General features: G+C 72.6%; 16 protein-coding genes and 1 pseudogene. 6 read left to right on the top strand and 11 right to left on the bottom strand.

Features of this window, described 5'->3' with window-relative positions; all coding sequences use genetic code 11:
- Positions 1-90: 90 nt before the first annotated feature.
- The 3 genes from ABZ453_RS48385 to ABZ453_RS48375 are packed head-to-tail and all read right to left on the bottom strand — an operon-like array spanning position 91 to position 1,366.
- Complete coding sequence (locus ABZ453_RS48385) at positions 91-294, bottom strand: WYL domain-containing protein (RefSeq protein WP_359026074.1); 204 nt, start codon at positions 292-294, stop codon at positions 91-93.
- 5 nt (positions 295-299) lie between these two features.
- A complete protein-coding gene (locus ABZ453_RS48380; RefSeq protein WP_359026072.1) occupies positions 300-1,055 on the bottom strand; it encodes a class I SAM-dependent methyltransferase in 756 nt (251 codons plus the stop codon).
- 5 nt (positions 1,056-1,060) lie between these two features.
- Positions 1,061-1,366: a 4a-hydroxytetrahydrobiopterin dehydratase gene (locus ABZ453_RS48375; RefSeq protein WP_133041882.1), complete on the bottom strand. Its 306-nt coding sequence runs from the start codon at positions 1,364-1,366 to the stop codon at positions 1,061-1,063.
- A 199-nt stretch (positions 1,367-1,565) separates the two neighbouring features.
- Between ABZ453_RS48375 and ABZ453_RS48370 the strand changes: the two genes are divergently transcribed.
- The 4 genes from ABZ453_RS48370 (at position 1,566) to narJ (ending at position 4,800) form a co-directional block, all read left to right on the top strand.
- On the top strand, positions 1,566-2,396 hold the full coding sequence (locus ABZ453_RS48370) for a helix-turn-helix transcriptional regulator (protein ID WP_359026070.1): 831 nt from the start codon (positions 1,566-1,568) through the stop codon (positions 2,394-2,396).
- Positions 2,397-2,483: 87 nt separating this feature from the next.
- A complete protein-coding gene (locus ABZ453_RS48365) occupies positions 2,484-3,347 on the top strand; it encodes a helix-turn-helix transcriptional regulator (protein WP_359026068.1) in 864 nt (287 codons plus the stop codon).
- Between the two features lie 50 nt (positions 3,348-3,397).
- Positions 3,398-4,210 (top strand): SAM-dependent methyltransferase, encoded by an 813-nt coding sequence (locus tag ABZ453_RS48360; protein WP_359026066.1) that lies wholly within the window; start codon positions 3,398-3,400, stop codon positions 4,208-4,210.
- A 98-nt stretch (positions 4,211-4,308) separates the two neighbouring features.
- Positions 4,309-4,800, top strand: coding sequence for a nitrate reductase molybdenum cofactor assembly chaperone (gene narJ, locus ABZ453_RS48355; protein ID WP_359026064.1), 492 nt, complete (start codon positions 4,309-4,311; stop codon positions 4,798-4,800).
- A gap of 149 nt (positions 4,801-4,949) precedes the next feature.
- On the opposite strand, the gene dnaK is transcribed toward narJ, so the two are convergent.
- The 6 genes from dnaK to ABZ453_RS48325 all read right to left on the bottom strand — a co-directional run bounded on the left by dnaK (position 4,950) and on the right by ABZ453_RS48325 (position 12,944).
- Positions 4,950-6,827, bottom strand: a complete 1,878-nt coding sequence (gene dnaK, locus ABZ453_RS48350) for a molecular chaperone DnaK (protein ID WP_359026062.1) — start codon at positions 6,825-6,827, stop codon at positions 4,950-4,952.
- A 144-nt stretch (positions 6,828-6,971) separates the two neighbouring features.
- Positions 6,972-7,400, bottom strand: coding sequence for an OsmC family protein (locus ABZ453_RS48345; RefSeq protein WP_208780267.1), 429 nt, complete (start codon positions 7,398-7,400; stop codon positions 6,972-6,974).
- A 57-nt stretch (positions 7,401-7,457) separates the two neighbouring features.
- On the bottom strand, positions 7,458-9,257 hold the full coding sequence (locus ABZ453_RS48340; RefSeq protein WP_359026060.1) for a hypothetical protein: 1,800 nt from the start codon (positions 9,255-9,257) through the stop codon (positions 7,458-7,460).
- Positions 9,254-10,315, bottom strand: coding sequence for a MoxR family ATPase (locus tag ABZ453_RS48335; RefSeq protein ID WP_359026058.1), 1,062 nt, complete (start codon positions 10,313-10,315; stop codon positions 9,254-9,256). Before ABZ453_RS48335 ends, ABZ453_RS48340 begins: the two co-directional genes overlap by 4 nt.
- An 80-nt stretch (positions 10,316-10,395) precedes the next feature.
- Entirely contained in the window at positions 10,396-12,456 is a 2,061-nt protein-coding gene (locus ABZ453_RS48330; RefSeq protein WP_359026056.1) for a phage holin family protein, read from the bottom strand.
- A gap of 80 nt (positions 12,457-12,536) precedes the next feature.
- A complete protein-coding gene (locus tag ABZ453_RS48325) occupies positions 12,537-12,944 on the bottom strand; it encodes a hypothetical protein (RefSeq protein WP_133041872.1) in 408 nt (135 codons plus the stop codon).
- A gap of 83 nt (positions 12,945-13,027) precedes the next feature.
- On the opposite strand from ABZ453_RS48325, the gene ABZ453_RS48320 reads away from it, so the two are divergent.
- Both ABZ453_RS48320 and ABZ453_RS48315 read left to right on the top strand, forming a co-directional pair.
- Complete coding sequence (locus ABZ453_RS48320; protein WP_359026054.1) at positions 13,028-13,801, top strand: MBL fold metallo-hydrolase; 774 nt, start codon at positions 13,028-13,030, stop codon at positions 13,799-13,801.
- Positions 13,798-14,424, top strand: coding sequence for a VTT domain-containing protein (locus tag ABZ453_RS48315; protein WP_356760755.1), 627 nt, complete (start codon positions 13,798-13,800; stop codon positions 14,422-14,424). The genes ABZ453_RS48320 and ABZ453_RS48315 overlap by 4 nt, the downstream gene beginning before the upstream one ends.
- A 148-nt stretch (positions 14,425-14,572) precedes the next feature.
- On the opposite strand, the gene ABZ453_RS48310 is transcribed toward ABZ453_RS48315, so the two are convergent.
- On the bottom strand, positions 14,573-15,628 hold the full coding sequence (locus ABZ453_RS48310; RefSeq protein ID WP_359026051.1) for an MBL fold metallo-hydrolase: 1,056 nt from the start codon (positions 15,626-15,628) through the stop codon (positions 14,573-14,575).
- Positions 15,625-16,041, bottom strand: a pseudogene (locus ABZ453_RS48305) (pyridoxal phosphate-dependent aminotransferase); the annotation flags it as partial. The pseudogene ABZ453_RS48305 and the gene ABZ453_RS48310, both read right to left, overlap by 4 nt.
- Positions 16,042-16,146 lie beyond the last annotated feature (105 nt).

Here is a 16,146-nt window from a genome sequence, read left to right as displayed (position 1 = left end):
CCCCGACACCTGACCTCGGCACCCGGGCGGGGCGCCCCCCCCCCGCACGGGGGGGCGCCCGGCCCTCGCGCCTTTGCCTTCGCCACCGGGTCAGGTCACGTTGCCGTAGATTCCGGCCAGTTCGGCGATCGTGCGGGCCAGGCGTGTCCGCAGGTCGAAGGGTTCCAGCACCTCGACGTCCGCCCCCAGGCGCAGGAACTCGCCCTGCGCGTGCCCGACGGACTCGATGGGCACCCTGACGACCGTCCAGCCGTCCGCGTCCGTACAGCGGACCTGGGTGACCAACTGGACCATGGACTTCAGCCGAAGCCGGCCGTCGGTTTCCTGAAGGCACGCAGGGTGAACTCGGGGTCGGGGCGCGGGCGTTCCTGCTCGGGCAGGGCTTCGAGGCCCGCGACGAACCGCTCGGTGAGCGGGTCGCCGGGCGGCAGCGTGGTGAACCAGCCGCGCCGCAGGTCGGCGGCGGTGCGCCGGGGACTGCGGCCCTGGCCCCGGCCCCGGAAACGGGCCTGTCCGGCCGGGCGCAGACCGTGGGCGACGGCGTACGACTGAACGAGCGGCGCGGCGTCCCGGGCCGGGCGGCGGGGGCGCGGGGCGAGGACGGCGTCGATGTCGCTGCCGACGTCGTGGGCGGCGGCCTTGTCGACGGTGGTGACGTACACACCGCCCGGCTCGAGGACCCGGGCGCACTCGGCGACGACGGCCCGCACGTCCTCGGGCTCGTCGAGGAGGTGCAGCAGCCAGACGCTGGTCACCGCGTCGAAGGTGGCGTTCGGGAACGGCAGGGCGCGGCTGTCGGCCAGGACGATCGCGCCGGGCAGCCGGCCGGCCGCCATCCGGGCCATGCCCTGGGTAAGGTCCGCTCCCGTCACCCGGGTGGCGGGCCGGGCGGCGGCCAGGCGCCGGGTGACGATCCCGGTGCCGCAGGCCACGTCGAGGAGCCTGCGGGTGCCGGGCGGGAGGAGACCCAGGACGGCCTCGGCGGCGGCCCCGGCCCTCGCTTCGCCGCCACGGCTGGCGTCGTAGGCGTCGGCTTCCTTGTCGTAGTCCAGCACACCGGTCAGTGTGCCCCGTGTCCCTGTGCGAGCTCCTCGACCCTGCGCGCCAGCTCGAAGTCGAGTGCGGTGACCTTGCCGCCGACGCTGTGCGTGTTCACCGAGAGGGCGACGGTGTTGTAGCCGAGGGTGAGGTCGGAGTGGTGGTCCAGCTCGTCCTGCACCTGGGCGATGTGGATCACCATCGCGGTCGCGGCGAAGTGGGTGCCGAGGCGGTAGGAGCGGGTGAGCCGGTCCGCGTCGACCGACCAGCCCGGCAGCTCGGCGAGCCGGTCCTCGATCTCCTCCTGCGACAGCGGTTCGACGGCCATGACCTCGCTCCTTCGCGGTGGTGGGACACGGACTCCCAGCGTGCCACAGCCGTCCCACGACGGCCCGAGGAGCCGCCGACGGACCGCACGGCCCCGAGGTCGTCGGCGGCACGGCGGTCCTGGCCCGCAGGGGGCGCCGGTGGAGTCGCGGTCACCTGCCCCCCGTACAGACGTCCGCTTCTCGACTACGGTCGTATGCATGACCATCGTCGCGACCGGCAAAGCCGCCTCCTCCGCCACCCCGTCCGACAGGGGCGTGGGCCCGCTGCTGCGGGCCTGGCGGGAGCGGCGGCGGGTGAGTCAGCTGGAGCTGGCGCTGCGCGCCGACTCCTCGGCCCGGCACATCAGCTTCATCGAGACGGGGCGTTCCCGGCCGAGCGAGGAGATGGTGCTGAGGCTGGCCGAGCACCTCGAGGTGCCGGTGCGGGAGCGCAACGCCCTGCTGCTGGCGGCCGGTTACGCCCCGCACTATCCGGAGACCCCGCTGGACTCGCCCGCGCTGGACGCCCTCCGGCAGGGCCTGGAACGGCTGATCCGGTGCTACGAGCCCTACCCCGCGTTCGTGGTCGACTCGGTGTACGACGTCGTCGCGGCGAACCGGGGCATGACGATGTTCCTCGACGGAATCCCGGAGTTCCTGCTCCGGCCCCCGCTGAACGCCATGCGGTTGACCCTGCACCCCGAGGGGCTCGCGCCCCGCATCCGCAACCTCCCCCAGTGGCGCGGGCATCTGCTCGCCCAGATGGAACGGCAGATCGCCCTGCACCGCTCCGAGCCCCTGCGCAGGCTGTACGAGGAGGTGGTGGCGTATCCGGTACCGGACCCGGAACCCGACCGTGAACCGACCGACCCCGTCCCCTACTTCGCCCTCCCCCTGCAGATCGAGCACGACGGCCGCACCCTGTCCTTCGTCTCCTCCATCTCCACCTTCAACACCCCCATGGACGTCACCGTCGCCGAACTGGCCGTGGAGACCCTCCTCCCGGCCGACCCGGCGACGGTCAAGTACCTCCAGTCACATGTGACTTGATTCCTTCTTGATTCCGAACCCGTGAGACCGGCACCGGAACATGACACACTGCTTCGCGCAGACTTCGGCGCGTAGGGGAGGCGTGGCGTGAGTGAGAGACGGCCCGCGCCGACCGTGGGGCAGGTGGTGCTCGGCCGGCGGCTGCAGGAGCTGCGGGAGGCGGCCGGGCTCAAGCGTGAGGAGGCCGCCCGCGTCCTGCGGGTGGCCCCGGCGACCGTACGGCGCATGGAGATGGCCGAGGTCGCGCTGAAGATCCCGTACGTGCAGGTGCTGCTGGAGACCTACGGCGTCCCGGACGAGGAGATGACGGCCTTCGTCGAGCTCGCCGAGGAGGCCAACCAGCCGGGCTGGTGGCAGCGGTTCCACGACGTGCTGCCGGACTGGTTCAGCCTGTACGTCAGCCTGGAGGGCGCCGCCGGGATCATCCGCTCCTACGAGCCGCACTTCGTGCCCGGGCTGCTGCAGACCGAGGACTACGCGCGTGCCGTGATGGAAGCAGGAACGATCGCCCAGACCGGCGCCGAGAACGTCGAACGCCATGTGTCCCTGCGGATGACCCGGCAGAAGCTCCTGGAACGCACGGACCCGCCGCACCTCTGGGTGATCATGGACGAGACGGTGCTGAAGCGCCCGGTCAGCATCCGCGGCGAGGTGATGCGTGAACAGCTGGACAAGCTGCTGGAGTTCGCCGAGCACGACCGGGTCACCCTGCAGGTAGCGGAGTTCCGGGACGGTCCGCACCCGGGGACGTACGCGCCCTTCTCGCTGTTCCGCTTCGACGAGCCCGAACTCCCCGACATGGTCTTCACCGAGTATCTGACCGGCGCGCTGTACCTGGACTCGCGCACCGAGGTCTCCGCGCATCTGGAGGTCCTCGACCACATGGCGGCGCGAGCCGCGTCGGCCCAGCGCACGAAGAAGATCCTGCGGGAGTACCGCGAGACCTTCTGACCCCGCCGCGTCCCGCACGCCACCTTCCGCACCCGAGGAGACGACACCGCATGACCGGATCGGACGCCGCGCCACGGATCGACACCAGCCGCCCGCACCCGGCGCGGGTGTACGACTGGTGGCTGGGCGGCAAGGACAACTACCCGGTGGACGAGGAGCTGGCCCGCAGGATCCTCGCCCTGGACAGCACGGCCGTACGCGGGGCCCGGGCCAACAGAAGGTTCATGCACCGGGCCGTCCGCACGGTCGCCGACGCGGGGATACGCCAGTTCCTGGACATCGGCACGGGCATCCCGACCGAGCCCAACCTGCACCAGGTGGCGCAGGGCGTGGCGGCGGAGTCCAGGGTGGTGTACGCCGACAACGACCCGATCGTGCTGCGGCACGCCCAGGCCCTGCTGCACGGCTCCGCCGAGGGCTCCACGGACTACGTGCACGCGGACGTACGGGAGATCGACACCCTGCTGGCCCGGGCGGCCGAGACCCTGGACCTCACCCGTCCGGTCGCGCTGTCGCTGGTGGCCCTGACCCACTACCTGGGCGACGAACCCGACGGCGACGACATCCACGGCCTGGTGGGCAAGTACGTCGCGGCCCTCGCCCCCGGCAGCTATCTGATCCTGTCGCAGGTCACCCCCGACCTGAACCCGGAGGCCATCGCGAAGGCGGCGGCCGCCTTCCAGGGCAGCGGCACCCCCTTCTACCCCCGCCCGATCACCGAGGTGTACCGCTTCTTCGAGGGTCTGGAGCTGCTGGGCCCCGGTGTCATCCCGGTGACGGGGTGGCGCCCGGAGGCCGAGGACGTGGCGGCGCAGGCCGAGGGGGTCGTACCGGTGTACGCGGGGGTCGCCCGCAAGAACTGACCCGTACGGGTGTCCTGAACGGGTGCGTTCCCCTGCCCGCCCCTAGCGTCGAGACACAGGGCGAGCAAGGGAGCAACGCACCTGCCCAAGGAGGCCCGATGCCCTCGGACGCAGTGCTCTACCAGGCGGCGGCGCTGTGCCTCGCCTACCCGGACGAGGACTTCGTCGCCCGGCTGCCGCTGCTGCGGGAAGCCGCCCCGCAGCTGAGGGAGTTCGTCGACCACGCGGCCCTCACACCGCCGCGGGAACTGGCCGCGCACTACGTGCGGGTCTTCGACTCCGGGAACCACCACAGCCTGTACCTCAGTCGGTGGCAGGACGGCGGCACCCGGCGGCGCGGCACGTCTCCCGGCACTTTCAAGGACGTCTACCGGGCCGCCGGACTGGAGCTCACCGGTGAGGAACCGCCCGACTTCCTGCCCGCGGTGCTGGAGTTCACGGCGCGCACCGGCGACACCGGCCTCCTCACCGGACACCGCGACGGCCTGGAGCGACTCCGTTCCCGGCTCACCCGCTTCGGCACCCCGTACGCGTCCGTCCTGCACGCCGTGTGCGCGACGCTGCCGAGCCACCGCAGGACGGGGGCCTGAGCGCTCCGCTGGAAGTGCCGCGCTGTGCCGTCGGTCGTCCGCGGCGCCGTCGTGGCCGGTCGCGCCCGCGCGGCGGAGCCGCACATCGACCGCAGCCCCGCGCCCCTTCGGGGGCGCTACCGAACCGCTGCGGACTTCACCATGCCGGCCTAGGCGGCGCCGCCCTTCGTGTCGCGGTCCTCGTCGACGATCTCCGCGTCCACCACACCCTCCTCGTCCTGCGGCGAGGTGTGCTGCTCGGTGCCGCTGCCGGTGTCCGTGCCGGGCGACGGCTGTTCCGCCTGCGCGTACATCGCCTGGCCCATCTTCTGGCTGACGGACGCCAGTTTCTCGACCCCGGCGCGGAGTTCGGCCGTGTCCGCGTCGCGTTCCAGCAGCCCCTTCAGCTCGGCCGTCGCCTCCTGGACCTCCGTCCTGGTGTCGGCCGGGACACGGTCCTCGTTGTCGCGGATGAACTTCTCGGTCTGGTAGACGAGTTGCTCCGCCTGGTTACGGGTCTCCGCGGCCTCGCGGCGCCTGCGGTCCTCCTCGGCGTACTGCTCCGCCTCCCGCATCATGCGGTCGATGTCGTCCTTGGGCAGCGCGGAACCGCCCGTCACCGTCATCTTCTGCTCGCGGCCGGTCGCCAGGTCCTTCGCCGAGACGTGCATGATCCCGTTCGCGTCGATGTCGAAAGCGACCTCGATCTGCGGCACCCCGCGCGGAGCGGGCGGCAGCCCGGTGAGGTCGAAGACGCCCAGCTTCTTGTTGTACGCGGCGATCTCCCGCTCGCCCTGGTAGACCTGGATGCCGACGGACGGCTGGTTGTCGGTGGCCGTCGTGAAGATCTCCGAACGCCGGGTCGGGATCGTCGTGTTGCGTTCGATGAGCTTGGTCATGATGCCGCCCTTGGTCTCGATGCCGAGGGACAGCGGGGTGACGTCGAGGAGGAGGACGTCCTTCACGTCACCGCGGATGACGCCGGCCTGCAGGGCCGCGCCGACGGCCACGACCTCGTCCGGGTTGACACCCTTGTGCGGGTCCTTGCCGGTGAGCTCCTTGACCAGGTCGGTGACGGCCGGCATCCGGGTCGAGCCGCCGACCAGGATGACGTGGTCGATCGCCGACAGCTTCACGTTCGCGTCCTTGACCGCCTGGTGGAAGGGGGTCTTGCAGCGGTCGAGCAGATCGGCGGTGAGCTCCTGGAACTGGGCGCGGGTCATCTTCTCGTCGAGGTGCAGCGGGCCCTCGGCGGAGGCGGTGATGTAGGGCAGGTTGATCGTGGTCTCGGACGAGCTGGACAGCTCGATCTTCGCCTTCTCGGCGCCCTCCCGCAGCCGCTGGAGCGCCATCTTGTCCTTGCCGAGGTCGATGCCGTACTGCCCCTGGAACTTCTTGACCAGGTGCTCCACGATCCGCTGGTCCCAGTCGTCGCCGCCCAGATGCGTGTCGCCGTTGGTGGCCTTGACCTCGATGACCCCGTCGCCGATCTCCAGCAGCGACACGTCGAAGGTGCCGCCGCCGAGGTCGAAGACGAGGACCGTCTGCTCCTCGCCGCGGTCGAGGCCGTAGGCGAGGGCCGCGGCCGTCGGCTCATTGATGATCCTGAGCACCTTCAGGCCGGCGATCTCCCCGGCCTCCTTGGTCGCCTGCCGCTGCGAGTCGTCGAAGTACGCGGGTACGGTGATCACCGCGTCCGTGACGTCCTCGCCGAGGTAGGACTCGGCGTCCCGCTTGAGCTTCTGCAGCACCCGCGCAGACAGCTCCTGCGCCCGGTACCGCGTCCCGTCGATCGACCCCTGCTCGGGGAAGCGCCAGTGCGCGTCGCCCATGTGCCGCTTCACCGACCGGGCCGTCCGCTCCACGTTCGTCACGGCCTGCCGCTTGGCGACCTCTCCGACCAGTACCTCCCCGTTCTTGGCGAAGGCCACGACCGACGGTGTGGTCCTGGCCCCCTCCGCGTTGGCGACGACGGTGGGTTCGCCGCCCTCCAGCACGGCCACCACCGAGTTCGTGGTCCCGAGATCGATCCCGACCGCACGTGCCATCTCCGTCCCCTTCCGCCAGGGCGCTTCTCAGACTCCAGCACAAAACTTGAGTGCGCCGTTGTCAATGCCGCGTAGGTCCCGGGTACCCCGGAAAACGGCGGTGCCGCGCCTCTGCGCGAGGCGCGGCACCGGTGTCGCAGGCGTTCAGGAAAGCTTGGCGGACAGGGTGATCGTCGTGCCGGCCAGCGCCTGGCTGACCGGGCAGTTCTTCTTGGCGTCCTCGGCGGCGGCGACGAACGCGTCGTTGTCGATGCCGGGGACCGTGCCCTCGACCGTGAGGTGGATTCCGGTGATGCCCTCACCCGGCTGGAAGCTGACGTCGGCGGAGGTGACGAGCTTGGTGGGCGGGGTGCCGGCGCCGTTCAGGGCGTGCGACAGCGCCATGGAGAAGCAGCTGGAGTGCGCGGCGGCGATCAGCTCCTCGGGGCTGGTCTTGCCGTTCGCGTCCTGGGAGCGCGAGGCCCACGTGACCGGCTGCGCCTCGATGGCACCGGAGGAGTCGAAGTTGACGACCCCGTTGCCCTCGATCAGGCTGCCTTCCCAGACGGTGTGTGCGGAGCGCGTGGTTGCCACGGTGAATCCTTCCCACTTCCTGGTGTTCCTTGCGACCCCATCCGATCACATTCCGGCTCATCGCACCCGGAAGACGGGCCCTCGGGCGGTGAACGGCAGCCGTGCGCCCTGCGGGATCAGATAGGCGTGCTCCCGGCGCACCCGCAGCACGTCGCACCAGCCGTCGGTGATCACGAGGACGGGCGCGGTGGGCGGGAAGTCGTCGGCGCGCAGCAGCAGGTCGATCCCGGGCTGCAGAACCGTGCCGCCCCGGCCGTGGACCCGTACCCGCCCGGCGATCTCGGTGACCGGCAGGAAGCCCGCGTCGTGCGGGGCCGTGTCGCAGAAGACCACACGGGCGGCGGGCACGTCCCGGGCCCCGGCGTACGAGGCGATCGCCCCCAGCGCCTTGCCGAGCAGGGTGCGGTCCATGGACCCGGAGGTGTCCAGCACGACACCGAAGGTGCAGCGGGCGATCTCCTCGGGAGGGTGATAGCGCCCCGCGCGCGGGATGTCCGGGGTCGAGGACTGGCGGCGGGAGGGACGCGCGTACGACCGCACGGGCTGCGGGCTCGGCACGAACTCGTCGAACCAGCGGGCGAGTTGCGCGTCCCAGGGCAGCGGCGGGTGGCTGAGCGCGCGGATCTCCTCGACCAGGCCGCCGGGCAGGAACCCGCGCTCCTGCCGCTGGTGCAGGTCCAGGCCCTGGGCGAGGCCCCGGCGGTAGAACCCGTCCAGGTCCACGTAGTCGCCGGGCGGGCCGAGCGGGGCGCCGAGGACGTCGCCGAGGCCCCTGCCGCGCAGAGTGGCCAGGCGGCGCATCCGGCGCAGGTCGCCGGCGAGACGGTCGTAGACCTCCTCCGCGGACAGGCCGGTCAGCGCGGGGTCGTACAGCAGTCCCTCCGGCATGGTGCCGATCTGCATCTCCCGCAGCCAGTCGTTGATGACGTAGTCGCAGGCGACGTTGAAGAGGTAGGGGTCGCGGGTGCCGCAGCGGTCGCCGTGGCGCAGGGCGGCGTGCAGCATCTCGTGCGCCAGGATGAACCGCCACTCCTCGTCGTCGAAGGTCCGCAGCGGATTGATGTAGACCTCGCCGGCCTCCGCGTTCACCGCGGCCACGGAAATGCCGTGGGCGCGGGCGAGTTCGGCGTCGGCGACCAGCCTGATGCCGGCCGCGATCCCGCCGAGCAGGGGGTAGGAGGAGATGAACCAGCTCAGCGCCTTCTGCCACGGCCGCTGCGGGGCGAGTTCGCCGCTGAGCGAGTCGCGGCGGCCGCCGGCCATGTCCATCGCCGCGGACACGGTCCGGGTCAGGGCGGCGGCGAACGCCAGCTGGTGGTCCGGGGGCCCGCCGTTCCACCCGTGCCAGGTCAGGAGCAGCTGGTCGGGCTCGTCGCCCGCCGTGCCGCACCGCTCGTACGCGGCCGGGAGCCCGTCCCGCCGCCAGCGCGCGGCGAGTTGGTCCTCGTCGCCGTCCGGATAGGAGCCGGGGAGTTCCTCCGGAGCGGTGCCGATGGTGAAGTTCAGCAGGAACCGGTTGACGACGACGCAGCGGGCGGCGAGTTCGAACCGGTCCGGCTGGACGCGCTCGCCCTTCGCCGCCGGGACGTGCCCGAAGCCGAGGTGCAGCACGGCGTGCGCGAGCGCCCAGGCCCAGGCGGCCGGTTCGGCGAGCCGGAAGGGGTGGACGTGCAGGTCGGCGTCGGAGTCGACGACCACAAGGCCGTCACGGGGCGCGAGCTTGCACTCCTCGTCCCGGCAGACGTCGAACTCCACTGCCGCGAGCGCCGGGTTGGCCTTCACCAGCCGCAGTCCCTCGGCGAACGCCTCGGCCGCGAGGTCCCGCTTCTTCGGCCCCTTCGCGCGGGGACGGCTCACCGCCGCGCCTCCACCAGCCGCGGCATGTCCCGGGCCGCCTCGATGAGGAACCACGAGGGCAGCACGGGGTTGCCGTCGGCGTCGGAGGCGATGACGGTCTGCGCGACCTCGACGGAGATCTCGGCGAGCTGCACGAGCAGCGACTTGGCGCGGTACGCGGTCTGCCGGCCGTTCGCCGACATGTGCTCCTTGCTGACCGGGAGTTCCTTGATCAGCCGGCCGCGGAAGGACTCGGCGAGGTAGTAGAGCAGGTCGCGGTCCTCGAGGCGGTTCGGCCAGCGGGCGTCGCCCTTGATGATCGCCTCGATGCCGAACCGGCTGCGCACGATCTTGACGTAACCGCAGAAGGCGGTGGCGTGCGCGGGCGTCAGCGTGCCGTGCGCCAGCACCTTCAGCGTCCCCTCGTCGACGCCCTGGCCGAAGGAGTGCAGGGCGTCGGAGAGCATGTGCCAGGACCGGGGCGTGGAGAACGGCTCCTCGGTCTTGGGCGGCTTGGACCACAGGTGGTCGGGGCGGTCGGTGAGGTGGTCCAGGACCCAGGGGTGGATGTCGTTGTTCGCGGCCCAGGTCAGCCAGTCCTTCGCGGACGCCTCCAGATGGACGTGGGTGAGGCGGTTGACGAGGGCGGAGGCGATGGGACGGGCGAGCGCGTTGTCCGTGGCGCGGTTGCCGGCGCCGATGACGATCGACCCCTTGGGAAGCTCGTAGGTGCCGATGCGGCGGTCGAGAATGAGGGAGTAGAACGCCTTCTGGACGTCGGGCGTGGCCGCGTTGAGCTCGTCCAGGAACAGGCAGTACGGCTCGTCGCGGGCGATCGCCTCCGGCGGGCAGAACACCGAGCGGCCGTCGCGGATCTGCGGAACGCCGATCAGGTCCTCCGGCGCGAGCTGCGTGCCGAGCAGGCTCACGCACTCCAGCCCCAGCGACTCGGCGAACTCCCGCACCAGGGACGACTTTCCGATGCCGGGCGCGCCCCAGAGGAACACGGGACGGACGGTGGCCAGGCCCAGCAGCAGCTCGGGGACACGGGCGGGAGTGACGGTGACGGCAGCCTGCAAGGGCGGGGTTCCTTCGGGATGTTCGGGCGATGTGCGACCCGAACAGTCTGTGCGTACGGCTCCGCCCGCGCAGCTGATTTTCAGGCGGCCCGCTCCCGCTCGTCCTCACCCGTCAGCGGCACCTGCGGCCCGTTCAGCTCCCACAGCCACCGCCGCAGCACCCGGTGGACCTGCTCGGCGCCGACGAGTTCGGCGCCCTCCCCGACCGGCTCGGAGAAGGCGAGCGGGGAGAGCAGGAAGGGCCTGGCCTGGGCGCCGCCGAGGCCGCCGTGGGAGCCGATCTGCTCCTCGAAGGCGAGGACCTCGCCGTCCGCCGGGTCGTGGAAGGAGTTGACCATGATGTCGGCGGTGTGCGGGAAGGAGTGCGTGCGCCGCACGGCGTCCGCCGCTCCGGGCCCGTAGGCCTCGAGCGGCCCCGGATCGTCGTCGAGTCGCGCGAGCGGGATCTGGGCGCCGTGGGCGCCGAGCACGAGCCCGCCGTGCTCGGCGCTGCGGACGAGCAGGAAGCCGATGCCGGGATGGTTGGCGAGGGTCGTCAGCAGGGCGGGGTGGCGGGCGTCGATCTCCTCCTTGGTCATCCGGTGCGGCACGTCGGGGAAGGAGACCAGGCCGAGGTTGCCGGAGGCCAGCACCAGCGGCTCGGAGTGGCGGGACGGGCCGTACTGCTCGCCGCGCTCCTCCACGGGCCGCCGCAGCGCCGCTCGCACCGCCGCCCGCGCCTCGGCGCCGCTGTGGGTGCGCTGCGCCTTACGCGGCACCGGCAGCCCGCAGCCGGCCCGCACCAGCTCGCCGAGACCGAGGCCGTAGCGGGCGCGGAAGGTCTCGCCGGGGCTCTGCCCGTGGTCCGACAGCACGACGATGCGGTACGGCCGCGGGGCATGCTCGGCGACGTTCGCGATCAGCGCCAGCGCCCGGTCGAGGCGCTGGAGGACCTTCTCGGCGTCGCGGCTCATCGGCCCGGAGTGGTGCGCGACCTCGTCGTAGGCGACCAGGTCGGCGTAGACGGCGGTGCGGCCGGCGAGCACGTCGCCCATCACGGCGGCGACCACGACGTCCCGTTCGACGACGGTCGCGAAGGCGCGGACGAGAGGATACAGGCCGCCCCGGGAGACGCGGGGCCGCTGCTTGCGCATCCGGGCCCTGGTCGACTCGCCGATCTCGCGGCCGACCTCGGCGACGAAGGACATGACGGTCCGCACCGCGTTGGCCGGGTCGGAGAAGTAGGCGAAGTAGCCGGCCCGGGAGCGGTTTTCCCGGCCGCGGCGGCGGGTGGCTATGGACAGCACGAGGGCCTGTTCGTCGGCGCCGCCGCCGAAGAGGTTGCCGCGGCTCGCGCCGTCGACGGTGAGCAGCCCGCCGTCGCCGGTGAACTCGACGGCTCTTCGCTGGAGTTCGGCCGCGCTGGTCGGGCGGTTGCAGACCATGACCTCGCGGCGGTCCTTGTCGTACCAGCGGAACGCGGGCACGTCGTGGTTGGTGCCGTGCAGGATGCCGAGCTGGCTGGCGCCGGTCTGGCTGGACCAGTCGGTGCGCCAGGGGGTGAGCCGGTGGGTGCCCTCCAGCCACCGGGCGACGGTGGGCATCAGGCCCTTGCCGACGGCGGCCACGAGGACGTCGTGGCCGACACCGTCCAGTTGCAGGAAGACGGTCCCCGGGGTGGCCGGACCGGGCGGGCCGGGCACACGGCGGCGGTCGGCGAGACGGTAGAGGCGGCGGCGGTAGGCGTCGTCGTCGCGCACCGCCAGGGCACCGCCGGTGGCGGAGGCGACGGCGGACATCACCGCGGCGACGACCACGGCCGTCTCGGGGGCGGCCTCGGCGCTGGAGGACGGGTTCAGCCGCAGGGCGACCAGCAGCAGGGAGCCGTTCAGGACGAAGACCAGCAGGCCGAGCACCAGCGCCGGCACGAGCAGCAGGGCGCGCACGAGCAGCGGCCACACCAGGGCCGAGAGCACGCCGAAGGCGCCGGCGCCGAAAGCGGCGGTCACGGCGATGTGCGTGGCGCTCTCGCCGTCCGGGGACTGGAGCCGGAAGTCGGGCAGGATGCCGGCGAGCACGAGCATGGTGACCGTGGAGACCGCCCACACCACGACGCTCCGCCCCAGCTGGCTGACGACCCGCCGCCACCGCACACCACGCACGCCCGGTCCACCTCACGTCCCGGCCCGCCGTCCCCGCGGGCCCGGACCAAGCCTGTCATACGAGCTGCCCGGGCCGGTTCCTACCGGCCGTCGTAGCCGGCCGTCGGCATCGACAGCCGGCGGTGCACCCGGGCCTTCATCTGGGCGTCGTAGCGCGGTTCGGCGCTGCCCACCGTCTCCACCCGCACCCCGCGCCGGGCGCACTCGGCGGTGAACTCCTCGACCGACGACAGCGCGCTCTCCAGGACCCGGCGGCTGGGGGCCACGAACAGGTCCACGCCGGGCCGGACCCCGTCCCACAGGACGCAGTGGTCGGCCCGCACCCCCCGGACCAACAGCTCACGGGCGATGGTGTACCCGTGCTCCGCCGCCCAGCGCGCGCACATCGCGTGCTGGCTGCGGGAGTCCACCAGGAAGGGATCGGCGTCCAGCTCCTCGAGCGGCGTCAGACTCGCGATCGCCGTCACACGCACGCCTACCGGGCCCATGGCGTCCCCCTCACCTCCGGGTTTCGCCGCCGACCCTACTCCAGCCCGTAGGCTTCGGGGAGTCGCGCGAAGGAGGCAAAGAGGTGCCGGTGGAGATCACCTGGTGGGGTCACGCCACCTGCACGCTCCGGGACTCGGACGTCCGGGTGCTCACCGATCCCCTGTTCGCCCGCCGCCTCGCCCATCTGCGCCGTCGCCGGGGTGCCGTCCCGCCGCCCGGCGCCTGGCAGGCGGACGTCGCCCTGGTCTCCCATCTGCACGCCGATCACCTGCATGTTCCCTCGCTCCAGCGGCTCGCGCCGGGCACGCGCCTGCTGGTGCCCCGGGGTGCGCCCCGGGCCGTCCCGGGTCTGCGCCGGCTCACGCATCTCACGGTGACCGAGGTGGGCGCCGGGGACCTCACACGGGTCGGTGACCTGGTCGTACGGGCCGTTCCCGCGCTGCACGACGGGCGGCGGCTGCCGGTCGGGCCGCACCGCTCCCCCGCTCTCGGGTACGTCGTCGAGGGCGAGGGGCGCACGTACTTCGCCGGTGACACCGGGCTGTTCGACACCATGGCGAAGGAGGTCGGGCCCGTCGACGTGGCGTTGCTGCCGGTCGGCGGCTGGGGGCCGTACCTCGGGGAGGGGCACCTGGACGCGGGGCGGGCGGCGCGGGCGCTGGCCCGGCTGGGCGCGCGCAGCGCGGTGCCGGTGCACTACGGCACGTACTGGCCGATCGGCATGGACGCCGTGCGCCCCCATGAGTTCCATGCGCCGGGCGAGGAGTTCGTGCGCCTGGCCGCCGAGTACGCGCCGTCCGTGGCGGTGCACCGGCTCGGGCACGGGGAGAGTGTGCGGCTGGAGGTCGCGCGGTGATACAGCTGGCCGTCACCGCGACGACCGTGCCGACCGAGTCGACCCAGCAGGCGCTCGGATACCCGTCGCTGTTCCTGCTGGTGCTGTTCGGGGCGCTGGTCCCGGTGATTCCGACGGGGGCGCTGGTCAGTACGGCCGCGGTGGTGGCCTTTCACCAGACCGCGCCCTTCTCGATGTTGCTGGTGTTCGTGACGTCGTCGGTGGCGGCGTTCCTCGGGGACGCGGCGCTGTACTGGCTGGGGCGGCGCGGGCTGAAGTCGAGGAACGGCTCGCGGTGGCTGGAGGCGATACGGTCGCGGGCGCCGGAGGAGCGGCTGGCGCAGGCGCAGTCGAAGCTGGCCGAGCACGGGATCGCGGTACTGGTGCTGTCCCGGCTGGTGCCGGCCGGGCGGATTCCGGTGATGCTGGCCTGTCTGCTGGCGAAGTGGCCGCTGCGCCGGTTCGCGCGGGGCAACCTTCCGGCGTGCCTCGCGTGGGCGGCCACCTACCAGGTGATCGGGATCCTGGGCGGGTCGCTGTTCCCGGAGCCCTGGGAGGGCGTGGTGGCGGCGGTCGCGCTGACCGTCCTGGTCAGCGCGGCCCCCGCCCTCTGGCGGAAGATCCGCCGGACGACCACCGCCTGAGCGCTCCGCCGCAGGTGCCGCGAGGTGCCGTGGTTCTGCTGCGGCGCCGTCATGGCTGGTCGCGCCCGCGCGGCGGAGCCGCACAACGACCGCGGCCCCGCGCCCCTTCGGGGCGCTGCCGAACCGCAGCGGACTTCATCCCACCCGCTCAGTCCAGTACCCGGGAGCCTCCCACCGGCAGGTCCCACAGGTTTTCCCGCTCCAGGCCCGCCTTCTCCCAGGCGGTGCGCACCCGGGTGAGCGGTTCCATCACCGGCTCCGCCGACAGGACGAACGTGCCCCAGTGCATCGGCGCCATCCGGCGCGCGCCGAGGTCCTGGGCGGCCCGTACCGCCTCCTCCGGGTCGCAGTGGACGTCGCTCAGCCACCAGCGGGGGTCGTACGCGCCGATCGGCAGCAAGGCGAGGTCGATACCGGGGTAGCGGCGGCCGATCCGGTCGAACCAGTGGCCGTACCCCGTGTCTCCGGCGAAGTGGACGCGCCTGCCGTCGGGGTCGGTGAGGACCCAGCCACCCCAGAGGCTGTGGCAGGTGTCGGTGAGGGTGCGCTTGGACCAGTGGTGGGCGGGGACGAAGTCGAAGCGGACGCCGTTCAGTTCGGCCGCCTCCCACCAGTCCAGCTCGGTGACGGCCGTGAACCGGCGGCGGTGGAACCAGCGGGCGAGGCCCGCCGGGACGAACACCGGTGTGTCGCGCGGGAGTCGGCGCAGGGTGGGGGCGTCCAGGTGGTCGTAGTGGTTGTGGCTGATGACGACCGCGTCCACGCGCGGGAGGGACTCCCAGGGCACGCCGACCGGGGTGATGCGGGCCGGGGTGCCGAGGATGCGGCGGGACCAGACCGGGTCGGTGAGGACGGTCAGACCGCCGATCTGGAGGATCCAACTGGCGTGCCCGGCCCAGGAGACGGCGACCGTGCGGGCGTCGACGCGGGGCAGCGGGGCGGGTGCGAAGGGGAGCCGGGGGATGTCGGCGAGGCCCTCGCGGCCGGGGCGCACGGAGCCCTCGCGGGCGAAGCGGGCCATGGCCTTCAGGCCGGGCAGCGGGGCGGTGAGACGGTCGTGGAAGGTCCGGGGCCACACCCGGCGCTCGCTGAGCGGGCGCGGCTCGGCGAGCGGGGGGAACGGGGGCGCGAACCCGGCGGTGGACGGCGGCTCGTCGGCTTCCCGGGAGGTTGTGGTGGTGGTCGACTCGGACTGCTGCGTCATCGAGGAGGCTCCCATCGCCGAGCGTCGTCGCGGAGGTCGTCGAAGACCGACTTCACTTGGTTCAACGCGCGTTGCACGTGTGGCAGTTCCAACGGCGAGGGTGCGGTGAGACATTCCGCGCGCTCCTCGTCGCTCACGCCCAGCAGCGGGCCGGTGGACAGACGCACGCGCAGGGCGCCGAGTTCGTCGCCGAAGCGGTGGCCGCCGGGCGCGGGCATGCCGAGGCGGGCGGCGAGGAACTCCTCCAGTTCCTGTGCGTCGCCGACGCCGTGTCCGGCGAGCGCGGCACGCAGCGGTCCGAGGTCGGCGTAGAGGTGACGGCCGGCCTGCGGCGGGCGGGCCAGGGCGCCCGCGGCGACGACGGCCGCGTGCGCGGCGGCCGCCACGCGCGCGTGCAGGCGGACGGTGGCGGCCACACGCGCGGCGACCGGGTCGGGCCCTCGTCCCCCAGATCCGTCCAGGACGGGCGGAGGACGTCGGGGATCTCGTCCCCGTCCTCTCGAACGACCTGCTGATAG

Source organism: Streptomyces sp. NPDC005799 (assembly GCF_040630525.1).
In the GTDB taxonomy this organism is placed as follows: domain Bacteria; phylum Actinomycetota; class Actinomycetes; order Streptomycetales; family Streptomycetaceae; genus Streptomyces; species Streptomyces griseorubiginosus_B.
Note: the sequence above shows the minus strand (reverse complement) of the source record. Positions and strands in the feature narration are given on the sequence as shown.

Excerpts from the sequence above, each read along its gene's own strand:
- dnaK (WP_359026062.1), bottom strand. The coding sequence starts at position 6,827 with ATGGCACGTGCGGTCGGGATCGATCTCGGGACCACGAACTCGGTGGTG.
- ABZ453_RS48370 (WP_359026070.1), top strand. The coding sequence starts at position 1,566 with ATGACCATCGTCGCGACCGGCAAAGCCGCCTCCTCCGCCACCCCGTCC.
- ABZ453_RS48310 (WP_359026051.1), bottom strand. The coding sequence starts at position 15,628 with ATGACGCAGCAGTCCGAGTCGACCACCACCACAACCTCCCGGGAAGCC.
- ABZ453_RS48375 (WP_133041882.1), bottom strand. The coding sequence starts at position 1,366 with ATGGCCGTCGAACCGCTGTCGCAGGAGGAGATCGAGGACCGGCTCGCC.
- narJ (WP_359026064.1), top strand. The coding sequence starts at position 4,309 with ATGCCCTCGGACGCAGTGCTCTACCAGGCGGCGGCGCTGTGCCTCGCC.
- ABZ453_RS48360 (WP_359026066.1), top strand. The coding sequence starts at position 3,398 with ATGACCGGATCGGACGCCGCGCCACGGATCGACACCAGCCGCCCGCAC.
- ABZ453_RS48385 (WP_359026074.1), bottom strand. The coding sequence starts at position 294 with ATGGTCCAGTTGGTCACCCAGGTCCGCTGTACGGACGCGGACGGCTGG.
- ABZ453_RS48325 (WP_133041872.1), bottom strand. The coding sequence starts at position 12,944 with ATGGGCCCGGTAGGCGTGCGTGTGACGGCGATCGCGAGTCTGACGCCG.